Origin of the sequence: Staphylococcus arlettae (assembly GCF_025560845.1) — a bacterium.
GTDB lineage: Bacteria > Bacillota > Bacilli > Staphylococcales > Staphylococcaceae > Staphylococcus > Staphylococcus arlettae.
On record NZ_CP094803.1, the window covers coordinates 745,753 to 763,207 of the forward strand.

The window sequence follows — 17,455 nt, forward strand, 5'->3', positions numbered from 1 at the left end:
CCAACATAAATAAACTAATATCTATTGCCATAACGATCTTGCGTATAAACTACTTTAGCATGTTTGTTTGGTACGTATATTGGTGAGGACAGTACAACAAGTATGAAAAATAGCATTAAAAAGAATAGTATCCAATGCACAATCATTCCTATAAATGGTATGAAGGCGATAAACGTACCAATAATACCAAGTAACGGGATGATAAGCATAGGCTTGATTGAATTTTGGCGATCAACAAACAAAATTAGTACGATTATAAAATAAAGAAAAATATTTATAAGTAGCGGCTGCCAGCCAAAACTCAAAATTAAACTACCACCTAAAAAAGGAATGCCATAAATAAGCTCACTTAAAATTAGAACAGTACTAAGGATAAGCAAAGTTATTCTTATTCCGTTCTTCATTATCATTCACCACCTATCAATAACTATTATATAGTAAGAACAGAAAAATTTATAACAATATGGAATGGTTTAAACCTAAAATAATTATATAAATTTCATAAATTTTAGGTGAATGGTTGAAGTGAGCTACAAATTCAAGTACAATATCAAAGTATGTGTTAGACAAAAGTTATAAAAGTTTTGTAGAAAAGCTTGATAAATCAATGCTTTTCGTGTAACATATCTAATGTTGGACTTTAAGGAAACGCGAGGAAGCGAAAGGTTACTGACACACCCGGCCGCTTTGCCATGGCGTTGTGTGAGATAGTTTTCGTGGAGAAGTCTATCAACTTAAATGTAGACGAATAAGGAGGGAAAATTATGGCAAAACAAAAAATCAGAATCAGATTAAAAGCTTATGATCACCGCGTTATTGATCAATCAGCTGAAAAAATTGTTGAAACAGCGAAACGTTCTGGAGCAGATGTTTCTGGACCGATTCCATTACCAACTGAAAGATCAGTTTATACAATTATCCGTGCCGTGCATAAGTACAAAGATTCACGTGAGCAGTTCGAACAACGTACTCATAAACGTTTAATCGACATTGTTAACCCTACACCTAAAACAGTAGACGCTCTAATGGGCTTAAACTTACCATCTGGTGTAGACATCGAAATCAAATTATAATAGAAAAAATTAGGAGGTGGACTTTCGATGACCAAAGGAATCTTAGGAAGAAAAATCGGGATGACACAAGTTTTCGGAGAAAACGGTGAATTAATCCCAGTAACAGTAGTAGAAGCAAACCAAAACGTTGTATTACAAAAGAAAACTGAAGAAGTTGACGGATACAACGCAATCCAAGTAGGCTTTGAAGATAAAAAAGCTTATAAAAAAGATAGCAAAACAAACAAATATGCTAGTAAACCAGCTGAAGGTCATGCTAAAAAAGCTGACACAGCACCTAAGCGCTTCATTCGTGAATTCAGAAACGTTAATGTTGATGAATACGAAGTAGGTCAAGAAGTCTCAGTTGATACATTTGAAGCTGGCGACGTTATTGATGTAACAGGCGTATCTAAAGGTAAAGGTTTCCAAGGCGCAATTAAACGTCATAACCAAGCACGTGGACCAATGGGTCACGGTTCTCATTTCCACAGATCACCAGGTTCAGTTGGTATGGCTTCAGATGCTTCAAAAGTTTTCAAAGGACAAAAAATGCCTGGACGTATGGGCGGTAACACTGTAACAGTACAAAACTTAGAAGTAGTTCAAGTAGATACTGAAAACAATGTTATTTTAGTTAAAGGTAATGTACCTGGTTCTAAGAAAAGCTTATTAGAAATCACAACTTCAATTAAAAAAGGTAATAAATAATAAAGACGAAAGGAGGAAAAAGCATAATGGCTAATTATGATGTAGTAAAAGTAGACGGAACTAAATCAGGTTCAGTAGAATTAAATGATGCAGTATTTGCAATCGAACCAAACAAAGACGTTCTATTTGAAGCAATCACTTTACAACGTGCTTCATTACGCCAAGGTACTCATGCTGTTAAAAATCGTTCAGCAGTACGTGGTGGTGGACGTAAACCATGGAGACAAAAAGGTACAGGACGTGCGCGTCAAGGTACAATTCGTGCGCCACAATGGCGTGGTGGTGGTATCGTATTCGGACCAACTCCAAGAAGTTATGCTTATAAAATGCCTAAGAAAATGCGTCGTTTAGCTTTACGTTCAGCATTATCTTACAAAGTACAAGAAAATGCGTTAACAGTAGTTGATGCAATTAACTTTGAAGCTCCTAAAACTAAAGAGTTCAAAACAGTACTAGCAAACTTAGAACAACCTAAAAAAGTATTAGTAGTTACAGAATCAGAAGATGTGAATGTTGCATTGTCAGCACGTAACATCCCTGGAGTACAAGTTTCTACAGCACAAGGTTTAAACGTATTAGACCTAACAAGCGCTGATAGTGTTGTAATCACAGAAGCAGCTGCTAAAAAAGTTGAGGAGGTGCTCGGATAATGGAAGCAAGAGACGTTCTTAAGCGCCCCGTAATCACTGAAAAATCTTCTGAAGCTATGGCTGAAGATAAGTACACATTCGACGTTGATACTCGTGCGAACAAAACGCAAGTTAAAATCGCAGTTGAAGAAATCTTTGATGTAAAAGTTGATAATGTAAATATCATTAACTACAAACCAAAGAAAAAACGTATGGGCCGTTACCAAGGCTATACAAATAAAAGACGCGTAGCAATCGTGAAATTAAAAGAAGGATCAATCGATCTATTCAACTAAAAAATTACCAATAAGGAGGTAAACGACAATGGCTCTAAAAAAATATAAGCCAATTACTAATGGTCGTCGTAATATGACTACGTTAGATTTCGCTGAAATCACGAAAACTACACCTGAAAAGTCATTATTACAACCGCTACCGAAAAGAGCGGGACGTAACAACCAAGGTAAATTGACAGTTCGCCATCATGGTGGAGGACACAAACGTCAATACCGTGTTATTGATTTTAAACGTAACAAAGATGGAATTGCTGCAAAAGTAGATTCTATCCAATATGACCCAAACCGTTCAGCTAACATTGCATTACTAGTTTATGCTGATGGTGAAAAACGCTACATCATTGCTCCTAAAAACTTACAAGTAGGTCAAGTTGTTGAGAATGGTGAATCAGCTGATATTAAAGTAGGTAATGCGTTACCACTTCAATTCATTCCAGTAGGTACTGTTATTCACAATATCGAATTAAAACCTGGTAAAGGTGGACAACTTGCACGTTCTGCAGGTACAAGTGCTCAAGTACTTGGTAAAGAAGGTAAATATGTATTAGTAAGATTAAGATCTGGCGAAGTACGTATGATTCTTTCAACTTGTCGTGCGACAATTGGTCAAGTTGGTAATATCCAACACGAACTTGTTAACGTTGGTAAAGCTGGACGTTCAAGATGGAAAGGTATTCGCCCAACTGTTCGTGGTTCTGTAATGAACCCTAACGATCACCCACACGGTGGTGGTGAAGGTCGTGCACCTATCGGTATGCCATCTCCAATGTCACCTTGGGGCAAACCTACACTTGGTAAGAAAACACGTCGTGGTAAGAAATCATCAGATAAACTTATCGTTCGTGGTCGTAAGAAAAAATAATAATAACTTATTTGGGTGTGCGGCTTAAAGGCTGCACGCACATAATAAGAAGGGAGGCGCCAATATGGCTCGTAGTATTAAAAAAGGACCTTTCGTCGATGATCATTTAATGAAAAAAGTCGAAGCTCAAGGCGAAAGCGAGAAAAAACAAGTAATTAAAACTTGGTCACGTCGTTCAACTGTATTCCCTAATTTCATCGGTCACACATTCGCTGTATACGATGGACGTAAACATGTACCTGTATTTGTAACTGAAGATATGGTTGGTCACAAATTAGGAGAATTCGCTCCAACTCGTACATTTAAAGGACACGCTGCAGACGACAAAAAAACTAGAAGATAATTTCTATCAAGTAGAGGAGGAAATCCGAATGGAAGCAAAAGCGGTTGCTAGAACTATAAGAATCGCACCTCGTAAAGTTAGATTAGTATTAGATCTAATTAGAGGTAAAAGCGCTGGAGAAGCTATTGCAATTTTAAAATTAACTAACAAAGCTTCATCACCAGTTGTTGAAAAATTATTAATGTCCGCTTTAGCAAATGCAGAGCATAACTATGACATGAATACAGATGAGTTAGTTGTGAAAGAAGCATATGCTAACGAAGGACCAACATTAAAACGTTTCCGTCCACGTGCACAAGGCCGTGCAAGTGCGATTAACAAACGTACAAGCCACATTACAATCGTCGTAAGTGACGGTAAAGAAGAAGCTAAAGAAGCTTAATAAAAAATTTAAGGAGGGAACACTGTGGGTCAAAAAATTAATCCAATCGGACTTCGTGTCGGTGTAATTCGTGATTGGGAAGCTAAATGGTATGCAGAAAAAGACTTCGCTTCACTATTACATGAAGATTTAAAAATCCGTAAATTCATTGATAACGCATTAAAAGAAGCATCAGTTTCTCATGTAGACATCGAACGTGCTGCTAACCGTATCAACATCGCTATTCATACTGGTAAACCAGGTATGGTAATCGGTAAAGGCGGTTCAGAAATTGAAAAACTTCGTAATAAATTAAATTCATTAACTGATAAAAAAGTACACATCAACGTAATCGAAATTAAAAAGGTTGACTTAGATGCTCGTTTAGTTGCAGAAAACATCGCGCGTCAATTAGAAAACCGTGCTTCATTCCGTCGTGTACAAAAACAAGCTATTACAAGAGCTATGAAACTTGGTGCTAAAGGTATTAAAACACAAGTATCAGGTCGTTTAGCTGGAGCAGACATCGCTCGTGCTGAACAATATTCAGAAGGAACTGTTCCACTTCATACATTACGTGCTGACATTGGTTACGCACACGCAGAAGCTGACACTACTTACGGTAAATTAGGTGTCAAAGTATGGATCTATCGTGGAGAAGTTCTTCCTACTAAGAACACTAGTGAAGGAGGAAAATAATAATGTTACTACCAAAACGTGTAAAATATCGTCGTCAACATCGTCCTAAAACAACTGGTCGTTCTAAAGGCGGTAACTATGTAACATTTGGTGAGTATGGTTTACAAGCAACTACAACTTCTTGGATCACATCTCGTCAAATCGAATCAGCTCGTATTGCAATGACACGTTACATGAAACGTGGCGGGAAAGTTTGGATTAAAATCTTCCCTCATACACCATATACGAAAAAACCTTTAGAAGTACGTATGGGTGCTGGTAAAGGTGCTGTAGAAGGCTGGGTTGCAGTAGCAAAACCTGGTAGAATTTTATTTGAAATTGCAGGCGTTAACGAAGACGTTGCGCGTGAAGCATTACGTTTAGCAAGTCACAAACTTCCAGTTAAAACTAAGTTTGTAAAACGTGAAGAATTGGGTGGTGAAACAAATGAAAGCTAAGGAAATTAGAGACTTAACCACTTCAGAGATTGAAGCACAAATCAAATCTTCGAAAGAAGAGCTTTTTAACCTACGCTTTCAGTTAGCTACAGGTCAATTAGAGGAAACTGCACGTATTCGCACAGTCAGAAAAACGATTGCCCGTCTAAAAACTGTTGCTCGTGAAAGAGAAATTGAACAAGGTAAAGCTAATCAATAATTAATTGAAAGAGGAGGTTACAAAAGTGAGCGAAAGAAATGATCGTAAAGTTTATGTAGGTAGAGTCGTTTCAGATAAAATGGACAAAACTGTAACTGTACTTGTAGAAACATACAAAACACACAAATTATACGGTAAACGAGTAAAATACTCTAAAAAATATAAAACTCATGATGAAAACAACTCAGCTAAGTTAGGGGACATCGTTAAGATTCAAGAAACTCGTCCTTTATCAGCTTCTAAACGTTTCCGTTTAGTCGAAATTGTTGAAGAATCAGTAATCATATAATAAACACTATAGATAAAGGAGGTTTAACTCATGATCCAACAAGAAAGTCGCTTAAAAGTAGCAGATAACTCTGGTGCTCGTGAAGTTCTTACAATCAAAGTATTAGGTGGATCTGGTCGTAAAACAGCTAATATTGGTGACATAATCGTTGCTTCTGTTAAAAATGCTACACCAGGTGGCGTTGTTAAAAAAGGCGAAGTAGTTAAAGCTGTTATCGTACGTACAAAATCTGGCGTACGTCGTAACGATGGTTCATATATCAAATTTGATGAAAATGCATGTGTCATCATCCGTGACGACAAAGGCCCACGTGGTACTCGTATTTTCGGTCCTGTTGCTCGTGAATTACGTGAAGGTAGCTTCATGAAAATCGTATCATTAGCTCCAGAAGTACTATAATAATCTTTTATAATATATAAGCTTAAGGAGGTGCCACACATGCATATCAAAAAAGGTGACAACGTAAAAGTTATCGCAGGTAAAGACAAAGGTAAAGAAGGTAAAGTATTATCAACTGAACCTAAAAAAGACCGTGTCGTTGTGGAAGGTGTCAACTTTATCAAAAAACACCAAAAACCAACTCAATTTAACCCTGAAGGTGGAATCTTAGAAACAGAGGCAGCTATCCATGTTTCTAACGTACAATTATTAGATCCAAAAACGAATGAACCTACTCGTGTTGGATATAAATTCGAAGATGGTAAAAAAGTTCGTATCGCTAAAAAATCAGGCGAAGAAATCAAATCTAATAACTAATAACTAGTTGAAAGGAGGATCCACTGTGAACCGTTTAAAAGAAAAATTCAATACAGAAGTTGCTGAAAGCTTGGTTAAGAAATTTAATTATAGTTCAGTAATGGAAGTACCAAAAATCGAAAAAATCGTTGTAAATATGGGTGTCGGTGACGCTGTTCAAAACTCTAAAGTGTTAGATAACGCTGTAGAAGAATTAGAACAAATCACTGGTCAAAAACCATTAGTTACAAAAGCTAAAAAATCAGTTGCAACATTCCGTTTACGTGAAGGTATGCCAATCGGTGCTAAAGTTACTTTACGTGGCGAAAGAATGTATGACTTTTTAGATAAATTAATTGCTGTATCATTACCACGTGTTCGTGACTTCCGCGGTGTTTCTAAAACTGCATTCGATGGTCGCGGTAACTACACATTAGGTGTTAAAGAACAATTAATTTTCCCTGAAATTGACTATGACAAAGTATCAAAAGTACGTGGAATGGATATCGTTATCGTAACTACTGCTAACACTGACGAGGAAGCTCGTGAATTGTTAACACAATTCGGTATGCCATTTCAAAAATAATCTCTAAAAGGAGGCTAATTAAGTGGCTAAAACTTCAATGGTTGCTAAGCAACAAAAAAAACAAAAGTTCCAAGTACGTGAATATACTCGTTGTGAACGCTGTGGTCGTCCACATTCTGTATATCGTAAATTCAAATTATGCCGTATTTGTTTCCGTGAATTAGCTTATAAAGGCCAAATCCCTGGCGTTCGTAAAGCTAGCTGGTAATTAAAAGAGTCTGAAAGGAGGCAACAATCAATGACAATCACAGATCCAATTGCAGATATGCTAACTCGTGTAAGAAACGCAAACATGGTTCGTCACGAAAAGTTAGAATTCCCTGCTTCTAATATCAAAAAAGAAATTGCCGAAATCTTAAAAAGTGAAGGTTTCGTAAAAAACGTTGAATTTGTAGAAGACGATAAACAAGGTGTAATTCGTTTATTCCTAAAATATGGTCAAAACAATGAACGTGTTATCACAGGATTAAAACGTATTTCTAAACCAGGTTTACGTGTTTATGCTAAAGCTAACGAAGTACCTAAAGTACTTAACGGTTTAGGTATTGCTCTAGTATCAACTTCTGAAGGTGTTATCACTGACAAAGAAGCAAGAAAGCGTAATATCGGTGGAGAAATCTTAGCATACATTTGGTAATAATAAATAAGGAGGTGCGATAACATGAGTCGTGTTGGTAAAAAAATTATTGACATCCCTAGCGACGTAACAGTTAGCATAGAAGGTAACAATGTAACTGTTAAAGGTCCAAAAGGCGAATTATCTAAAACTTTAAACGAAAGAATGACATACAAACAAGATGAAACTACTTTAGAAGTTGTTAGACCTACTGATTCTAAAGATGACAGAACAGTACATGGTACAACTCGTGCTTTAATTAACAATATGATCCAAGGTGTTTCTCAAGGTTTCACAAAAACACTTGAACTTGTTGGTGTTGGTTACCGTGCACAAATGCAAGGTAATGACTTAATTTTAAACGTTGGTTACTCTCACCCAGTAGAAATTAAAGCTGAAGATGGCATTACTTTCACTGTTGAGAAAAACACAACTGTAACTGTAACTGGTATTTCTAAAGAACGCGTTGGTGCTTATGCTTCTAACATCCGTTCAACTAGACCACCAGAACCATACAAAGGTAAAGGTATCCGTTACCAAGGTGAATACGTTCGCCGTAAAGAAGGTAAAACTGGTAAATAATAAATAACTTTCTACAGAAAGGAGTATTGAAATGATCAGCAAAATTGATAAAAACAAAGTACGTTTGAAAAGACATGCACGTGTTCGTACTAAATTATCTGGTACAGCTGAAAAACCTCGTTTAAACGTTTACCGTTCAAACAAACACATCTATGCACAAATCATCGATGATGTTAAAGGTGTAACTTTAGCTCAAGCTTCAACTCAAGATAAAGAAATTGCTAATGCAGAATCTTCAAAAGTTGAATTATCAGCAAAAGTAGGCGAAACAATTGCTAAAAAAGCAAGCGACAAAGGCGTATCAACAATAGTATTCGATCGTGGAGGATATTTATTCCACGGACGTATTAAAGCATTGGCAGATGCAGCTCGCGAAAACGGTTTAGAATTTTAATTTAAAGGAGGGACAATTACATGGCTCGTAGAGAAGAAGAAACTAAAGAATTTGAAGAACGCGTTGTAACGATCAATCGTGTTGCAAAAGTTGTAAAAGGTGGACGTCGTTTCCGTTTCACTGCTTTAGTAGTAGTGGGAGATAAGAATGGCCGCGTTGGCTTTGGAACAGGTAAAGCACAAGAGGTTCCAGAAGCAATCAAAAAAGCTGTTGAAGCAGCTAAAAAAGATTTAGTTGTAGTTCCACGTGTTGAAGGTACTACACCTCATACAATTACAGGAACTTTCAGTTCAGGTAGTGTATTCATGAAACCAGCTGCACCTGGTACAGGTGTTATCGCAGGTGGCCCAGTTCGTGCCGTATTAGAGTTAGCTGGTATTACTGACATCTTAAGTAAATCATTAGGATCTAATACTCCAATTAATATGGTTCGCGCCACTCTTAATGGATTACAAAATCTTAAAAATGCTGAAGAAGTTGCGAAATTACGTGGCAAATCAGTAGAAGAATTATACAATTAAGGAGGGAATAGAGTTATGGCTAAATTACAAATTACCCTCACTCGTAGTGTTATTGGTCGTCCGGAAACACAACGTAAAACTGTTGAAGCTTTAGGTTTGAAAAAAACTAATTCTTCAGTAGTTGTTGAAGATAACCCTGCTATCCGTGGGCAAATCAACAAAGTAAGTCACTTAGTGACTGTAGAAGAAAAATAATTAAGGAGGTGCCGAAATGAAATTACATGAGTTAAAACCAGCTGAAGGTTCTCGTAAAGTACGTAACCGTGTCGGTCGTGGAGCGGCTACAGGCAACGGTAAAACAAGTGGACGTGGACAAAAAGGTCAAAAAGCGCGTTCAGGTGGTAGTGTAAGACCAGGTTTCGAAGGTGGACAATTACCTTTATTCCGTCGTTTACCAAAACGAGGTTTCACTAACATTAATCGTAAAGAATATGCTATTGTTAACTTAGACCAACTTAATAAATTTGAGGAAGGTACTGAAGTAACTCCAGCTTTATTAGTAGAATCTGGCGTAGTTAAAAGTGAAAAATCTGGTATTAAAGTACTAGGTAACGGTTCACTAGAGAAGAAATTGACAGTAAAAGCTCATAAATTCTCTGCTTCTGCAGCAGATGCTATTGATGCTAAAGGTGGAGCACACGAGGTGATCTAATGATTCAAACGCTTGTGAGCTTCTTTAAAACCAAAGAAGTTCGTAACAAGATCTTTTTTACACTCGCAATGTTAGTTATATTCAAAATAGGTACTTATATTCCAGCACCTGGTGTTAATCCAGCTGCCTTTGATAGTCAACAAGGTTCTCAAGGTGTCACTGACTTGTTAAACACGTTTGGTGGCGGTGCCTTGAAGAACTTTTCAATCTTTGCAATGGGTATCATGCCATATATCACTGCATCAATTGTAATGCAGTTGTTACAAATGGATATTGTACCTAAATTCACTGAATGGGCAAAACAAGGTGAAGCTGGAAGGAAAAAATTGAATAATTTTACACGGTATTTTGCAATAATACTTGCGTTCGTCCAATCTATAGGGATGGCGTTCCAATTTAATAACTACTTAAAAGGTCAATTGATCATGGATCAATCGATTACAAGTTATTTATTAATTGCTGTAGTATTAACAGCTGGAACAGCATTTTTAATATGGTTAGGTGAGCAAATTACGCAATTTGGTGTTGGTAATGGTATTTCAATTATTATCTTTGCAGGAATATTATCAACGCTTCCATCATCATTAATTCAATTTTATCAACAAGCATTCGTCGGACAAGATGACGTAACTATGGCTTGGTTAAAAGTAATTGGATTACTAGTTGGAATGGTTTTATTAACGGTTGGTGCAATTTTCGTACTACAAGCTGTACGTAAAATACCAATTCAATATGCGAAGAAACAAACAGCGCAACGATTAGGTTCACAAGCAACATATCTACCTTTAAAAGTCAATTCAGCAGGGGTAATTCCAGTTATCTTTGCAATGGCATTCTTTTTACTACCTAGAACATTAACACTGTTCTTCCCTGATGCTGATTGGGCACAAAAAGTATCAGATGTAGCAAATCCATCTAACAATATTGGAATGATCGTATATGTAGTACTAATTATTGCGTTTACGTATTTCTATGCGTTTGTACAGGTTAATCCTGAAAAGATGGCAGAAAACCTTAAGAAACAAGGAAGTTACGTTCCGGGTATTAGACCTGGAGAACAAACTAAAAAATATATTACTAGAGTACTCTATCGATTAACATTCGTTGGATCAATCTTCTTAGCTGTCATTGCAATTCTACCGATAATTGCAACTAAAGTGATGAGTTTACCGCAATCTATTCAGGTTGGCGGAACGAGTCTTTTAATTGTAATTGGTGTAGCAATTGAAACAATGAAAAGTCTTGAAGCTCAAGTGGGCCAAAAAGAATATAGAGGCTTTGGTGGTAGATAAATTGTAGGAGGGCACTTATGAATATCATTTTAATGGGTTTACCTGGAGCAGGTAAAGGAACTCAAGCGAGTGAAATTGTAAAGAAATTCCCGATTCCACACATATCTACTGGTGACATGTTCAGAAAAGCGATTAAAGATGAGACAGATTTAGGAAAAGAAGCTAAATCGTACATGGATCGTGGAGAATTAGTTCCTGATGAAGTTACTGTGGGTATCGTTAAAGAAAGAATTTCTGAAGACGATGCAAAAAAAGGATTCTTATTAGATGGCTTTCCTCGTACTATTGAACAAGCTGAAGCTTTAAATGACATTATGCAAGAGCTAGGCAGAAGCATTGATGCAGTTATCAATATAGAGGTACCTGAAGAAGAATTAATGAACCGCCTTACAGGTCGTAGAATTTGTGAGACATGCGGTACAACTTATCATCTTGTATTCAATCCTCCAAAAGTAGATGGCGTTTGTGATCTTGATGGTGGTAAATTATACCAACGTGAAGATGATAACCCTGAAACAGTTGCAAATCGTTTAAGCGTTAATGTAAAACAATCTAAACCAATTTTATCTTACTATCAAGATAAAGGTGTACTTGAAAACATTGACGGTTCTAAAGATATTAAAGAAGTTACTTCTGACGTTATTAATATCTTAGACGACTTAAAGTAGAATCAACTTAGTACGGTCTATGTATTGCAGTCATCATAGTTTGAGTAAGTATTAACGTATTGAAAAAATAAATGTGAGTGAGCTATAGCGAAAGTAATTCTTTTATTTTTGTTGAACTTATTAACACGCACTGATAGACACGTATGGTTATAGTTGATTGTTCACGATAACCAACTATAGTAAAAAGGGGGAAGTTAATAAATGGCTAAACAAGATGTAATCGAATTAGAAGGTACAGTATTAGATACTTTACCAAACGCTATGTTTAAAGTAGAATTAGAAAATGGTCACGAGATTTTGGCACACGTAAGTGGTAAAATCAGAATGAATTATATTCGTATTCTACCTGGCGACAAAGTAACAGTAGAAATGTCTCCGTATGATTTAACACGCGGCAGAATTACTTATCGTTATAAATAATCGTCACTCCATAATATAGGGAGGTATAAAAATGAAAGTAAGACCATCAGTAAAACCAATTTGCGAAAAATGTAAAGTCATTAAACGTAAAGGTAAAGTCATGGTAATTTGTGAAAACCCAAAACACAAACAAAAACAAGGTTAATAAAAGAGAGGTGTAAATAAATATGGCACGTATAGCAGGAATTGATATCCCACGTGAAAAGCGTATTGTTATTTCTTTAACTTACGTATATGGTATCGGTACTACAACAGCACAAAAAATTGTAGAAGAAGCTAATGTTTCAGCAGATACTCGCGTAAAAGACTTAACAGACGATGAATTAGGTCGTATCCGTGAAGTTGTAGATAGTTATAAAGTAGAAGGTGACTTACGTCGTGAGCAAAACTTAAACATCAAACGTTTAATGGAAATCTCATCTTATCGTGGAATCCGTCACCGTCGTGGATTACCAGTGCGCGGACAAAAAACTAAAAACAACGCACGTACTCGTAAAGGCCCAGTTAAAACTGTAGCTAACAAGAAAAAATAATAGGTAAAGGAGGCAAATTTTAAATGGCACGTAAACAAGTATCTCGTAAACGTAGAGTGAAAAAGAATATTGAAAATGGTGTGGCACACATCCGTTCAACATTCAACAATACAATCGTAACAATCACTGATGAATTTGGTAATGCTTTATCATGGTCATCAGCAGGTGCACTTGGATTCAAAGGATCTAAAAAATCAACTCCATTTGCAGCACAAATGGCAGCTGAAACTGCATCAAAATCAGCAATGGAACATGGTTTAAAATCTGTAGAAGTTACAGTAAAAGGACCTGGACCAGGCCGTGAATCAGCTATCCGTGCATTACAATCAGCTGGTTTAGAAGTAACTGCAATCCGTGACGTTACTCCAGTACCACATAATGGTTGTCGTCCACCAAAACGTCGTCGCGTATAATTTATTGTTATTGTCGCAGGTCACTGAGAAATACAGTATTAATCTAGTCGACGTACTTAAGGAGGATATTTGTAAATGATAGAAATCGAAAAACCTAGAATTGAAACAATTGAAATTAGTGAAGATGCTAAATTCGGTAAGTTCGTTGTTGAACCACTAGAGCGTGGCTATGGTACTACACTAGGAAACTCCTTACGTCGTATCCTACTATCTTCATTACCAGGTGCAGCCGTAAAATATATCGAAATTGAAGGTGTACTTCACGAGTTTTCTGCAATAGATAATGTGGTTGAAGATGTTTCTACAATCATAATGAACGTTAAAAAATTAGCGTTAAAAATCTATTCTGAAGAAGATAAAACACTAGAAATCGATGTTAAAGATGAAGGCGAAGTAACTGCAAGTGACATTACTCATGATAGTGATGTTGAGATTTTAAATCCTGAACTTAAATTGGCAACTGTATCTAAAGGTGGTCATTTAAAAATCCGTCTTGTTGCAAATAAGGGTAGAGGTTACGCATTAGCTGAACAAAATAACACTAGTGATTTACCAATTGGAGTAATTCCTGTTGATTCACTTTATTCACCTGTTGAGCGTGTAAACTATACAGTAGAAAATACACGTGTAGGACAAAGTAGTGATTTTGATAAACTAACATTAGATGTGTGGACAAATGGATCTATTACACCACAAGAATCAGTTTCATTAGCTGCTAAGATAATGACTGAACACTTAAACATCTTTGTTGGATTAACTGATGAAGCACAAAATGCTGAAATCATGATTGAAAAAGAAGAAGATCAAAAAGAAAAAGTACTAGAAATGTCTATTGAAGAATTAGACTTATCCGTGCGTTCATACAATTGTTTAAAACGTGCAGGTATTAATTCTGTTCAAGAATTAGCTGATAAATCTGAAGCTGATATGATGAAAGTACGTAATTTAGGTCGTAAATCTTTAGAAGAAGTGAAATACAAACTTGAAGATTTAGGTTTAGGCTTAAGAAAAGAAGATTAATTAAAAAGGAGGTCAACTCATGGGTTACAGAAAATTAGGTCGTACTTCTGATCAACGTAAAGCAATGTTACGTGATTTAGCTACTTCACTTATCGTTAGTGAGCGTATCGAAACTACAGAAGCACGTGCAAAAGAACTACGTAGTATTGTAGAGAAATTGATCACTTTAGGTAAAAAAGGCGATTTAGCTTCTCGTCGTAATGCTATTAAAACTTTGCGCAATGTTGAAATTCTAAACGAAGATGAAACTACGCAAACTGCAGTACAAAAATTATTCGGTGAAATTGCTGAACGTTATGCTGAGCGCCAAGGTGGCTACACTCGCATTCTTAAAGCAGGTCCACGTCGCGGTGACGGTGCCGAATCAGTAATTATCGAATTAGTATAATTTTAATATAAAATATACGTGCTACTACGTATAAAGCAAATGAGTGCAACGATAATGTTTGCCACATACAAATATTGTCTAGCTCAGAGTACCCCATCTAACCAAATAATGTTTAAAGCGTGAACTCAATATTTGATGGGGTGCGCGCTTTTTTATTTAAGCTATAGTGTAAGCTATGGCTTTTTTTATTTATATAAGTAAATCATCTAATCTATTCAGAAGATATACATTGACTATAAAATCATGTAAAATAGAACAGGTATATAAAGCTTTTAGGAGGAGTCTAAATGGGAGACATATCAACACCTATAGTACAATTTAACGATGTTTCATTTAACTATAAAAGTGATGAACCTTTAGCATTGAGTGATGTCTCCTTCTCTATTCCTAAAGGAAAGTGGACATCTATTGTAGGACATAATGGTTCCGGCAAATCTACTATTGCAAAATTAATGGTAGGTATTGAGAAGGCCACTAGTGGAGAGGTATTATATGATGGCCAAGTAGTAAATGAAAATTTATCAACGGAAGTACGTCAAAATGTAGGAATCGTCTTTCAAAATCCAGAAAATCAATTTGTTGGTGCTACAGTTGAGTTTGATGTTGCCTTTGGGTTAGAAAATCAAGGAATCTCACATGCTGAAATGCATCAAGTGGTTCCACAGGCATTGGCAGAAGTAGATATGACTGAGTATGCTCAAAATGAGCCGCAATCATTATCTGGTGGACAAAAACAACGTGTAGCAATTGCAGGGGTTTTAGCGTTAAATGCGCAAGTTATCGTATTGGATGAGGCTACTTCAATGTTAGATCCTGAGGGAAGACAATATTTGAATCAATTAATTAGACAAGTAAACGCAGAAAAAGAAGTAACGATTATTTCAATCACACATGATTTGTCTGAAGCTATGGAGGCGGATCACTTAATAGTGTTAGATAAAGGGACGGTATTCCATAGTGGTTCCCCAGAGGAGATATTTAATCAAGGTTCAGCGCTTAAAGATATTGGCCTCGATTTACCATTTTCTATGCGCATACATGAACTATTAGGATATCCTTTAGAATACGTTACTTATCAAGGATTGGTGGATAAACTATGACTGTTAATTTTAATCACGTTAATTTCATTTATCAACAGGGAACGCCGTATGAGTATCAAGCACTTAATAATATAGTGACTGAATTCCAAGATGGTAAATATTATGCGATAATTGGACAAACAGGTTCCGGAAAATCTACTTTAATTCAACATTTTAATGGTTTGTTAAAACCGACATCTGGCAAAATGCAATTTAATGAAGTAACAATTCAGCGTAAAACCAAAGATAAGCACTTACGTACGATTCGTAAAAATGTAGGTATGGTTTTTCAATTTCCTGAATCTCAATTATTTGAAGATACAATTGAGAGAGAGATAACATTTGGACCGAAAAATTTTGGCATGGATGTTGAAAAAGTTAAGCACAAAGCCTTTCAATTATTGTTAGACTTTGGTTTTACAAGAGAAGTGATGTCACAATCGCCCTTTCAAATGTCAGGTGGTCAAATGCGCAAAATAGCATTGACTGCTATTTTAGCAATGGACCCTGATATTATTATTCTTGATGAACCGACTGCTGGATTAGATCCACAAAGCCGCAAGCAAATTATGGAAAAAATTAAGCATTTACAGCAACAAGAACAAAAAACTATTATTTTAGTTTCACACGAAATGAATGACGTTGCACGTTATGTCGAAGAAGTAAAGATAATGAGGCAAGGACATATTGTACACACATGTACGCCAGAAGAGTTATTTGCTGATAAAGCATATGTTGAACAATTACATTTAGCAGTACCAGATATTGTCCAATTACAAAGAGATATTGAGCAGAAACATAATATACATTTTGATAAATTGGCATTAACAGAACAGTCGTTTGTAAAAATGTATAAGGAGTGGCAAAACAATGAAAGATAAGTTTATTATTGGAAGATATTTGCCGCTTAATACTTTTATTCATCATATAGATCCTAGAGCAAAATTAATATTTGTCTTTCTCTTCATTATTTTAATTTTTCTGGCACATTCATTTGCTACATATGCATGGTTATTTGTATTAATTATTTCCATTTTAAAAGCTGCGAGGATACAGTTATGGTATCTTATTAAAGGTTTAACACCAATTTGGATTTTTCTCATATTCACATTTATCATGCATTTATTTTTAACTAAAGGTGGCACACGGTTAGTTGAAATAGGCTTTATATCTATTGATACAGAGGGTATTTTAGAGGGTATATTTATTGTTTTGAGACTGATGTTTATTATGATGATTTCAACAATTATGACACTCACAACAAGCCCTATAGATCTGACAGATGCCTTTGAAAAATTATTAGCCCCCTTAAAACTAATTAAGATACCTGTACATCAATTAAGTATGATGATGTCGATTGCATTGAGATTTATACCTACGTTAATGGTTGAACTAGATAAAATTATCTTATCACAAAAATCACGGGGGTCTGAAATTAGCGCAGGCAGTATAGTGAATCGAGTACGGGCATTTATTCCTTTACTAATTCCATTATTTATATCTGCATTTCAACGTGCCGAAGATTTGGCTATTGCTATGGAAGTGAGAGGCTATGATACTAACGCTATTAGGTCTAGTTATCGCAAGCTAGAATGGAAGCAAACTGACACATTAGTTATATTAACAATTATACCCATTATAATTGTTTTAATTTTGTTGAAATATTTAGGAGTGTAAA

General features: G+C 35.9%; 33 protein-coding genes. 32 read left to right on the forward strand and 1 reads right to left on the reverse strand.

The features are described 5' to 3' along the window. Nucleotides 1-14: 14 nt before the first annotated feature. Complete coding sequence (locus tag MUA37_RS03410) at nt 15-404, reverse strand: hypothetical protein (protein WP_002509278.1); 390 nt, start codon at nt 402-404, stop codon at nt 15-17. Between the two features lie 360 nt (nt 405-764). On the opposite strand from MUA37_RS03410, the gene rpsJ reads away from it, so the two are divergent. The 32 genes from rpsJ (at nt 765) to MUA37_RS03570 (ending at nt 17,454) form a co-directional block, all read left to right on the forward strand. Further along, nucleotides 765-1,073, forward strand: coding sequence for a 30S ribosomal protein S10 (gene rpsJ / locus MUA37_RS03415; RefSeq protein ID WP_002471362.1), 309 nt, complete (start codon nt 765-767; stop codon nt 1,071-1,073). Nucleotides 1,074-1,100: 27 nt separating this feature from the next. Beyond that, nucleotides 1,101-1,763: a 50S ribosomal protein L3 gene (gene rplC, locus MUA37_RS03420; RefSeq protein ID WP_002509277.1), complete on the forward strand. Its 663-nt coding sequence runs from the start codon at nt 1,101-1,103 to the stop codon at nt 1,761-1,763. 26 nt (nt 1,764-1,789) lie between these two features. Beyond that, nucleotides 1,790-2,413, forward strand: a complete 624-nt coding sequence (rplD, locus tag MUA37_RS03425) for a 50S ribosomal protein L4 (RefSeq protein WP_002509276.1) — start codon at nt 1,790-1,792, stop codon at nt 2,411-2,413. Beyond that, nucleotides 2,413-2,688, forward strand: coding sequence for a 50S ribosomal protein L23 (rplW, locus tag MUA37_RS03430; protein ID WP_002509275.1), 276 nt, complete (start codon nt 2,413-2,415; stop codon nt 2,686-2,688). Before rplD ends, rplW begins: the two co-directional genes overlap by 1 nt. A 28-nt stretch (nt 2,689-2,716) precedes the next feature. Beyond that, complete coding sequence (gene rplB, locus MUA37_RS03435) at nt 2,717-3,550, forward strand: 50S ribosomal protein L2 (RefSeq protein ID WP_002509274.1); 834 nt, start codon at nt 2,717-2,719, stop codon at nt 3,548-3,550. Nucleotides 3,551-3,614: 64 nt separating this feature from the next. After that, nucleotides 3,615-3,893, forward strand: a complete 279-nt coding sequence (gene rpsS, locus MUA37_RS03440) for a 30S ribosomal protein S19 (protein ID WP_002509273.1) — start codon at nt 3,615-3,617, stop codon at nt 3,891-3,893. A 28-nt stretch (nt 3,894-3,921) separates the two neighbouring features. Next, nucleotides 3,922-4,275, forward strand: coding sequence for a 50S ribosomal protein L22 (gene rplV, locus MUA37_RS03445; protein WP_002509272.1), 354 nt, complete (start codon nt 3,922-3,924; stop codon nt 4,273-4,275). 24 nt (nt 4,276-4,299) lie between these two features. Further along, complete coding sequence (gene rpsC / locus MUA37_RS03450; RefSeq protein ID WP_002509271.1) at nt 4,300-4,953, forward strand: 30S ribosomal protein S3; 654 nt, start codon at nt 4,300-4,302, stop codon at nt 4,951-4,953. A gap of 2 nt (nt 4,954-4,955) precedes the next feature. Then, nucleotides 4,956-5,390 carry a 50S ribosomal protein L16 gene (gene rplP, locus MUA37_RS03455; protein ID WP_002509270.1) on the forward strand — a complete coding sequence of 145 codons (435 nt, stop codon included), beginning with the start codon at nt 4,956-4,958 and terminating at the stop codon, nt 5,388-5,390. After that, a complete protein-coding gene (gene rpmC, locus MUA37_RS03460) occupies nt 5,380-5,589 on the forward strand; it encodes a 50S ribosomal protein L29 (RefSeq protein WP_002509269.1) in 210 nt (69 codons plus the stop codon). Before rplP ends, rpmC begins: the two co-directional genes overlap by 11 nt. A gap of 25 nt (nt 5,590-5,614) precedes the next feature. After that, complete coding sequence (gene rpsQ / locus MUA37_RS03465) at nt 5,615-5,878, forward strand: 30S ribosomal protein S17 (protein WP_002509268.1); 264 nt, start codon at nt 5,615-5,617, stop codon at nt 5,876-5,878. Nucleotides 5,879-5,908: 30 nt separating this feature from the next. After that, nucleotides 5,909-6,277 carry a 50S ribosomal protein L14 gene (gene rplN / locus MUA37_RS03470; RefSeq protein ID WP_002509267.1) on the forward strand — a complete coding sequence of 123 codons (369 nt, stop codon included), beginning with the start codon at nt 5,909-5,911 and terminating at the stop codon, nt 6,275-6,277. 39 nt (nt 6,278-6,316) lie between these two features. Next, nucleotides 6,317-6,634, forward strand: a complete 318-nt coding sequence (rplX, locus tag MUA37_RS03475; RefSeq protein ID WP_002509266.1) for a 50S ribosomal protein L24 — start codon at nt 6,317-6,319, stop codon at nt 6,632-6,634. Between the two features lie 25 nt (nt 6,635-6,659). Next, complete coding sequence (gene rplE / locus MUA37_RS03480) at nt 6,660-7,199, forward strand: 50S ribosomal protein L5 (protein WP_002509265.1); 540 nt, start codon at nt 6,660-6,662, stop codon at nt 7,197-7,199. Nucleotides 7,200-7,221: 22 nt separating this feature from the next. Continuing rightward, on the forward strand, nt 7,222-7,407 hold the full coding sequence (locus MUA37_RS03485) for a type Z 30S ribosomal protein S14 (RefSeq protein ID WP_002482625.1): 186 nt from the start codon (nt 7,222-7,224) through the stop codon (nt 7,405-7,407). Nucleotides 7,408-7,437: 30 nt separating this feature from the next. Then, nucleotides 7,438-7,836: a 30S ribosomal protein S8 gene (rpsH, locus tag MUA37_RS03490; protein ID WP_002509264.1), complete on the forward strand. Its 399-nt coding sequence runs from the start codon at nt 7,438-7,440 to the stop codon at nt 7,834-7,836. A gap of 24 nt (nt 7,837-7,860) precedes the next feature. Beyond that, nucleotides 7,861-8,397, forward strand: a complete 537-nt coding sequence (gene rplF, locus MUA37_RS03495) for a 50S ribosomal protein L6 (RefSeq protein WP_002509263.1) — start codon at nt 7,861-7,863, stop codon at nt 8,395-8,397. 31 nt (nt 8,398-8,428) lie between these two features. Next, a complete protein-coding gene (gene rplR, locus MUA37_RS03500) occupies nt 8,429-8,791 on the forward strand; it encodes a 50S ribosomal protein L18 (protein WP_002509262.1) in 363 nt (120 codons plus the stop codon). Nucleotides 8,792-8,811: 20 nt separating this feature from the next. Continuing rightward, entirely contained in the window at nt 8,812-9,312 is a 501-nt protein-coding gene (gene rpsE / locus MUA37_RS03505) for a 30S ribosomal protein S5 (protein ID WP_002509261.1), read from the forward strand. 15 nt (nt 9,313-9,327) lie between these two features. After that, nucleotides 9,328-9,507, forward strand: a complete 180-nt coding sequence (gene rpmD / locus MUA37_RS03510; protein ID WP_002482630.1) for a 50S ribosomal protein L30 — start codon at nt 9,328-9,330, stop codon at nt 9,505-9,507. A 16-nt stretch (nt 9,508-9,523) separates the two neighbouring features. Next, entirely contained in the window at nt 9,524-9,964 is a 441-nt protein-coding gene (gene rplO, locus MUA37_RS03515; protein WP_002509260.1) for a 50S ribosomal protein L15, read from the forward strand. Then, entirely contained in the window at nt 9,964-11,256 is a 1,293-nt protein-coding gene (secY, locus tag MUA37_RS03520; protein WP_002509259.1) for a preprotein translocase subunit SecY, read from the forward strand. The genes rplO and secY overlap by 1 nt, the downstream gene beginning before the upstream one ends. Nucleotides 11,257-11,273: 17 nt before the next feature. Then, nucleotides 11,274-11,924 carry an adenylate kinase gene (locus MUA37_RS03525; RefSeq protein WP_002509258.1) on the forward strand — a complete coding sequence of 217 codons (651 nt, stop codon included), beginning with the start codon at nt 11,274-11,276 and terminating at the stop codon, nt 11,922-11,924. 201 nt (nt 11,925-12,125) lie between these two features. Beyond that, on the forward strand, nt 12,126-12,344 hold the full coding sequence (gene infA / locus MUA37_RS03530; protein ID WP_001118443.1) for a translation initiation factor IF-1: 219 nt from the start codon (nt 12,126-12,128) through the stop codon (nt 12,342-12,344). A gap of 31 nt (nt 12,345-12,375) precedes the next feature. Continuing rightward, a complete protein-coding gene (rpmJ, locus tag MUA37_RS03535) occupies nt 12,376-12,489 on the forward strand; it encodes a 50S ribosomal protein L36 (protein WP_002509257.1) in 114 nt (37 codons plus the stop codon). Between the two features lie 22 nt (nt 12,490-12,511). Next, nucleotides 12,512-12,877 (forward strand): 30S ribosomal protein S13, encoded by a 366-nt coding sequence (gene rpsM, locus MUA37_RS03540; protein ID WP_002509256.1) that lies wholly within the window; start codon nt 12,512-12,514, stop codon nt 12,875-12,877. A 23-nt stretch (nt 12,878-12,900) separates the two neighbouring features. Next, nucleotides 12,901-13,290 carry a 30S ribosomal protein S11 gene (rpsK, locus tag MUA37_RS03545; protein ID WP_002509255.1) on the forward strand — a complete coding sequence of 130 codons (390 nt, stop codon included), beginning with the start codon at nt 12,901-12,903 and terminating at the stop codon, nt 13,288-13,290. A 75-nt stretch (nt 13,291-13,365) separates the two neighbouring features. Then, complete coding sequence (locus MUA37_RS03550) at nt 13,366-14,310, forward strand: DNA-directed RNA polymerase subunit alpha (RefSeq protein ID WP_002509254.1); 945 nt, start codon at nt 13,366-13,368, stop codon at nt 14,308-14,310. Between the two features lie 19 nt (nt 14,311-14,329). Next, a complete protein-coding gene (gene rplQ / locus MUA37_RS03555; protein WP_021458972.1) occupies nt 14,330-14,698 on the forward strand; it encodes a 50S ribosomal protein L17 in 369 nt (122 codons plus the stop codon). Nucleotides 14,699-14,985: 287 nt separating this feature from the next. Beyond that, nucleotides 14,986-15,798 (forward strand): energy-coupling factor transporter ATPase, encoded by an 813-nt coding sequence (locus MUA37_RS03560; protein WP_002509252.1) that lies wholly within the window; start codon nt 14,986-14,988, stop codon nt 15,796-15,798. Then, a complete protein-coding gene (locus tag MUA37_RS03565) occupies nt 15,795-16,658 on the forward strand; it encodes an energy-coupling factor transporter ATPase (protein WP_002509251.1) in 864 nt (287 codons plus the stop codon). Before MUA37_RS03560 ends, MUA37_RS03565 begins: the two co-directional genes overlap by 4 nt. Next, the gene (locus tag MUA37_RS03570; protein WP_002509250.1) at nt 16,648-17,454 is read left to right on the forward strand and encodes an energy-coupling factor transporter transmembrane component T family protein; all 807 of its coding nucleotides are present in this window, start codon (nt 16,648-16,650) and stop codon (nt 17,452-17,454) included. The genes MUA37_RS03565 and MUA37_RS03570 overlap by 11 nt, the downstream gene beginning before the upstream one ends. The last annotated feature ends 1 nt before the right edge of the window (nt 17,455 follow it).

What these genes read in the sequence shown, in the direction of transcription:
- rplX (WP_002509266.1), top strand. Translation starts at nt 6,317, where the DNA reads ATGCATATCAAAAAAGGTGACAACGTAAAAGTTATCGCAGGTAAAGAC.
- rplQ (WP_021458972.1), top strand. Translation starts at nt 14,330, where the DNA reads ATGGGTTACAGAAAATTAGGTCGTACTTCTGATCAACGTAAAGCAATG.
- rpmJ (WP_002509257.1), top strand. Translation starts at nt 12,376, where the DNA reads ATGAAAGTAAGACCATCAGTAAAACCAATTTGCGAAAAATGTAAAGTC.
- MUA37_RS03550 (WP_002509254.1), top strand. Translation starts at nt 13,366, where the DNA reads ATGATAGAAATCGAAAAACCTAGAATTGAAACAATTGAAATTAGTGAA.
- rplP (WP_002509270.1), top strand. Translation starts at nt 4,956, where the DNA reads ATGTTACTACCAAAACGTGTAAAATATCGTCGTCAACATCGTCCTAAA.
- rplV (WP_002509272.1), top strand. Translation starts at nt 3,922, where the DNA reads ATGGAAGCAAAAGCGGTTGCTAGAACTATAAGAATCGCACCTCGTAAA.
- rplB (WP_002509274.1), top strand. Translation starts at nt 2,717, where the DNA reads ATGGCTCTAAAAAAATATAAGCCAATTACTAATGGTCGTCGTAATATG.
- rplR (WP_002509262.1), top strand. Translation starts at nt 8,429, where the DNA reads ATGATCAGCAAAATTGATAAAAACAAAGTACGTTTGAAAAGACATGCA.
- rpmC (WP_002509269.1), top strand. Translation starts at nt 5,380, where the DNA reads ATGAAAGCTAAGGAAATTAGAGACTTAACCACTTCAGAGATTGAAGCA.
- rplF (WP_002509263.1), top strand. Translation starts at nt 7,861, where the DNA reads ATGAGTCGTGTTGGTAAAAAAATTATTGACATCCCTAGCGACGTAACA.
- rpsE (WP_002509261.1), top strand. Translation starts at nt 8,812, where the DNA reads ATGGCTCGTAGAGAAGAAGAAACTAAAGAATTTGAAGAACGCGTTGTA.
- rpmD (WP_002482630.1), top strand. Translation starts at nt 9,328, where the DNA reads ATGGCTAAATTACAAATTACCCTCACTCGTAGTGTTATTGGTCGTCCG.
- rpsM (WP_002509256.1), top strand. Translation starts at nt 12,512, where the DNA reads ATGGCACGTATAGCAGGAATTGATATCCCACGTGAAAAGCGTATTGTT.
- rplD (WP_002509276.1), top strand. Translation starts at nt 1,790, where the DNA reads ATGGCTAATTATGATGTAGTAAAAGTAGACGGAACTAAATCAGGTTCA.
- rplC (WP_002509277.1), top strand. Translation starts at nt 1,101, where the DNA reads ATGACCAAAGGAATCTTAGGAAGAAAAATCGGGATGACACAAGTTTTC.
- rplN (WP_002509267.1), top strand. Translation starts at nt 5,909, where the DNA reads ATGATCCAACAAGAAAGTCGCTTAAAAGTAGCAGATAACTCTGGTGCT.
- MUA37_RS03560 (WP_002509252.1), top strand. Translation starts at nt 14,986, where the DNA reads ATGGGAGACATATCAACACCTATAGTACAATTTAACGATGTTTCATTT.
- rplO (WP_002509260.1), top strand. Translation starts at nt 9,524, where the DNA reads ATGAAATTACATGAGTTAAAACCAGCTGAAGGTTCTCGTAAAGTACGT.
- rpsK (WP_002509255.1), top strand. Translation starts at nt 12,901, where the DNA reads ATGGCACGTAAACAAGTATCTCGTAAACGTAGAGTGAAAAAGAATATT.
- rpsH (WP_002509264.1), top strand. Translation starts at nt 7,438, where the DNA reads ATGACAATCACAGATCCAATTGCAGATATGCTAACTCGTGTAAGAAAC.
- rpsS (WP_002509273.1), top strand. Translation starts at nt 3,615, where the DNA reads ATGGCTCGTAGTATTAAAAAAGGACCTTTCGTCGATGATCATTTAATG.
- MUA37_RS03525 (WP_002509258.1), top strand. Translation starts at nt 11,274, where the DNA reads ATGAATATCATTTTAATGGGTTTACCTGGAGCAGGTAAAGGAACTCAA.
- infA (WP_001118443.1), top strand. Translation starts at nt 12,126, where the DNA reads ATGGCTAAACAAGATGTAATCGAATTAGAAGGTACAGTATTAGATACT.
- secY (WP_002509259.1), top strand. Translation starts at nt 9,964, where the DNA reads ATGATTCAAACGCTTGTGAGCTTCTTTAAAACCAAAGAAGTTCGTAAC.
- rplW (WP_002509275.1), top strand. Translation starts at nt 2,413, where the DNA reads ATGGAAGCAAGAGACGTTCTTAAGCGCCCCGTAATCACTGAAAAATCT.
- MUA37_RS03410 (WP_002509278.1), bottom strand. Translation starts at nt 404, where the DNA reads ATGAAGAACGGAATAAGAATAACTTTGCTTATCCTTAGTACTGTTCTA.
- MUA37_RS03565 (WP_002509251.1), top strand. Translation starts at nt 15,795, where the DNA reads ATGACTGTTAATTTTAATCACGTTAATTTCATTTATCAACAGGGAACG.
- rpsJ (WP_002471362.1), top strand. Translation starts at nt 765, where the DNA reads ATGGCAAAACAAAAAATCAGAATCAGATTAAAAGCTTATGATCACCGC.
- MUA37_RS03570 (WP_002509250.1), top strand. Translation starts at nt 16,648, where the DNA reads ATGAAAGATAAGTTTATTATTGGAAGATATTTGCCGCTTAATACTTTT.